Here is a 3360-nt window from a genome sequence, read left to right as displayed (position 1 = left end):
CGGCGCCGGTGGGCGTGATGGCGGCCGAGTAGGGACGCAGGGCGTCCCGCACCCGATCGATCAGGAGCTCACGCGGGTCGGCTCGAAGCTCCCGGCGGCGCACCCGCAGGTACTGCTCGGGCAGGTACTGGCTGATCAGCGGCTCCGGGAGACCGGTGCTGTCGAGGTTGGCGAGCAGGCGGTCGACGGCGGCGACGATCGCCGGATCGGGCAGGTAGTACCGCATCCGGTCGCTGTAGCTGAACCGGCGCGCGACCCGCTGCTCGTCCGCGTCGCCCTCGTAGTACCGCTCCCAGCGGCCCGGGTCGGCGAGCATGACCCGCTCGATCTCGTCGATCACCTGCGATCGCTCGCCGTCCGGCACGAGCTGGTCCTCGATCGCGGCGAGGGCGAACAGCCCCTCACGCAGGGCGAAGGTGAGGCCCGGCCCGACCTTGAGCACCGCCCAGTGGTCGGAGACGAGCGCGGCGAGGGCTTCGGGCAGCTGGTAGTCGGTGGAGTGCGCCTCGAACACCATCGTCGGCTCGTCGTCGAGCACGTGCTGCAGCTCGGCGGTCCGCGAAGGGTCGTAGTCGACGACGCGGACGTGGTCGAACTCGACGGCGGGCTGCACGACGAGCGCCATCACGCGGTCCCAGGCCTGCTCGACGCCGGCTGCGCGGAACGCCGCGCGATGCGCGTCGAGCGTGGCCCGGGCCGCGTCCGGCGGTGTCGGGACCAGCGTGTCGATCGTCTCGTGGGCGCCGCCAGGCACCGGCACCTCCGTGCCGATCACGTAGCGGACGGCCGCGGGCTCGGGAGCGGCGGCCTCGGCTGCGGCGAGCAGGGCGGCGGCGCGCTCGGCGACGACCGAGTCGGGCAGCGGGGCGGGGTCGCCGGCGAGGCGCATGCTGCAGTCGAGGTGCAGCTTCGTGTAGCCCGCGGCGGCGTAGGCGGCCACGAGGTCGACCGCTTTGCGCATGGCCGGCTCCGGGTCCTCCGACTGCCACGTGTTGGGGCCGAGGTGGTCGCCGCCCAGCACGACGGCGTCGCGTGGGAAGCCCTCCTCGTCGGCGATGCGCATCACGAAGTCGCGGAAGTCCGCGGGGCGCATGCCGGTGTAGCCGCCGAACTGGTCGACCTGGTTCGAGGTCGCCTCGACCAGCAGGAAGGTGCCGTCGGCCGCAGCCTGCCGCATCGAGGCGACGAGCACGAGGGGATGGGCGGAGCAGACGGAGGTGACGCCGACCCGCTCCCCCGCCTTGTGGGCGCGCAGCACTGCGCTGAGGTGATCCGTCATGCCGCTGGGGTCCCTTTCGGTCCGGGTTCTCCTGCCCATGGTGGATCGCGTCGTGCCGAGCCGCCAATCGGTGACCGAAACACTCGGGCCGGCTGAGCAGTTCGCGCAGCGCACGCTGAGCAGGAACTGCGTTCACACCCGGGCCGCGAGGCGGGCCATGCCGATCGCCGCGGACGCGGTGCCGCACTCCGCGGCCAGCACGAGCGTCTCCGGGAAGCGCTCGAGCCGCTCTGCGAGCGAGGCGCGGAGCGGCTCGAGCAGCGCGTCGCCGGCGCGGACGAGTCCGCCCCCCACGACGACCATCGCCGGGGCCGTGATCGCGATGGACCAGGCGAGCACCTCGGCGATCGCTTCGACGGTCTCGCCCCACAGCCGGGCCGCCTGGGTGTCGCCGGCGGCGCGGGCGTCCAGCACCTCCTTCGCGGTGGCGACGCCGAACCGGCGAGCGAGACCACCGGCCGAGGCGACCTCCTCGACTCGGAGGCCGGCGTGCGGACCGGACCCATGGCGCAGCTGGCCCACCTCGCCCGTCCAGGGGTTGCCGAGCGGCGTCCCGTCCTCGTCGACCCAGGCGAGGGCGAGGCCGGTGCCGAAGGGGGCGAACAGCAGGCTCCCCGCCCGCCCGCGGCCCGCACCGGCGAGACGTTCCCCCGTGGCGCCCGCGCGCACGTCCTGGGCGACGACGACGGGGCGCCCGGTGCGTGCCGCGACGAGCGGACCGATGGGCACGTTCCGCCAAGCCAGGTTCACCGACGATCGGCACACGCCTTCGATGGGATCGACGATGCCGGGGACGGCGAGGCCCACCGCGGTCACGTCGCCCGCGGCCCGCACGAGGTCGGCGACGAGGTCGGCCGTCCGCTCCCCGGACGGGTCGTTCTGCGGCGTGGGGACGGTGCCCGCGACACCGCCGGATCCGTCCTCACGCCACGTCTTCACCGCTGTGCCGCCGACATCGACGCCGAGAACCGCCATGTCGGCAGCATCCCGCACTGCCGGGGGGCGGTCCGGCGATTCGCGCTGTCAGAGTGCGCACTTCGGTGGCCCTCCCTCCACCCGACGGCATACTCGCCCGAATGAGCGAGGAGAACGGCGACGCCCTGCGCGTCGGCATCATCGGGATCGGCCAGCGGGCGGAGATCGCCGAGCACGTCGGGCGGACGGATACGCCCGCTCGTCTCGTCGCGGCGGTCGACACCACGGAGACGGGGCGAGCCCGCGCCGCGCAGTGGTTCTCCCCCGACGTCGACGTGTACGCCCGCACGGAGGACGCGATCGCCGCGGGCCTCGACGCTGCGATCGTCACGACGCCGGACGACACCCACTTCGCGGTCGCGTCGCAGCTGCTGGAGGCCGGGATCTCGGTCTATCTCGAGAAGCCGATGGCGATCACGTTGGAGGACTGCGACCGGCTGCTCGAGGCGGCCGCGGCCAGCGGTGCCCGCCTGTATGTCGGCCACAACATGCGGCACAGCGCCGTGGTGAAGCAGATGAAGCAGCTGATCGACGCCGGGGAGATCGGTGAGGTGAAGGCGGTCTGGTGCCGGCACTTCGTGGGCAACGGCGGCGACTACTACTTCAAGGACTGGCATGCCGAGCGCGCCCGGGTGAACTCGCTGCTGCTGCAGAAGGCCAGCCACGACATCGACGTCATCCACTGGCTGGCCGGCCGCACGACCAAGCGCGTCACGGGACTCGGCGCCCTCACCGTCTACGGCGACGTGACCGACCGCCGCAGCCGCGAAGGCGAGATCATGCCCGAATGGTTCTCGTTCGAGAACTGGCCACCGCAGGCCCAGACCGGGTTGAACCCGATCATCGACGTCGAGGACGTCTCGATGATGCTGATGGACCTCGGCGACGGGGTCACCGCGAGCTACGAGCAGTGCCATTTCACCCCCGACTACTGGCGCAACTACACCGTGATCGGCACCCGGGGCCGGCTGGAGAACTTCGGCGACACCCCCGGCGGCGTGATCCGGATCTGGAACCGGCGCCGCACCTGGTCGCTCGAGGGCGACATCGAGGTGCCGATCCAGGGCGAGGGCGAGGGGCACGAGCAGGCCGACTTCCTCACCATG

General features: G+C 72.6%; 3 protein-coding genes. 1 reads left to right on the top strand and 2 read right to left on the bottom strand.

Features of this window, described 5'->3' with window-relative positions; genetic code table 11:
- Both VIG76_RS00190 and VIG76_RS00185 read right to left on the bottom strand, forming a co-directional pair.
- Positions 1–1279 (bottom strand): D-tagatose-bisphosphate aldolase, class II, non-catalytic subunit (locus VIG76_RS00190; RefSeq protein WP_331949787.1); only part of this gene is annotated, 1279 nt, incomplete at its 3' end.
- 132 nt (positions 1280–1411) lie between these two features.
- On the bottom strand, positions 1412–2254 hold the full coding sequence (locus VIG76_RS00185) for an ROK family protein (RefSeq protein ID WP_331949785.1): 843 nt from the start codon (positions 2252–2254) through the stop codon (positions 1412–1414).
- A 101-nt stretch (positions 2255–2355) separates the two neighbouring features.
- Here VIG76_RS00185 and VIG76_RS00180 point away from each other — a divergent pair.
- Positions 2356–3360: Gfo/Idh/MocA family protein (locus VIG76_RS00180; protein WP_331949783.1), on the top strand; the 1005-nt coding region annotated here is incomplete at its 3' end.

This window comes from Amnibacterium sp. (genome assembly GCF_036559085.1).
In the GTDB taxonomy this organism is placed as follows: Bacteria; Actinomycetota; Actinomycetes; order Actinomycetales; family Microbacteriaceae; genus Amnibacterium.
The sequence above is the reverse complement of the archived record's forward strand: the minus strand, read 5'-3'. Positions and strand labels throughout refer to the sequence as shown.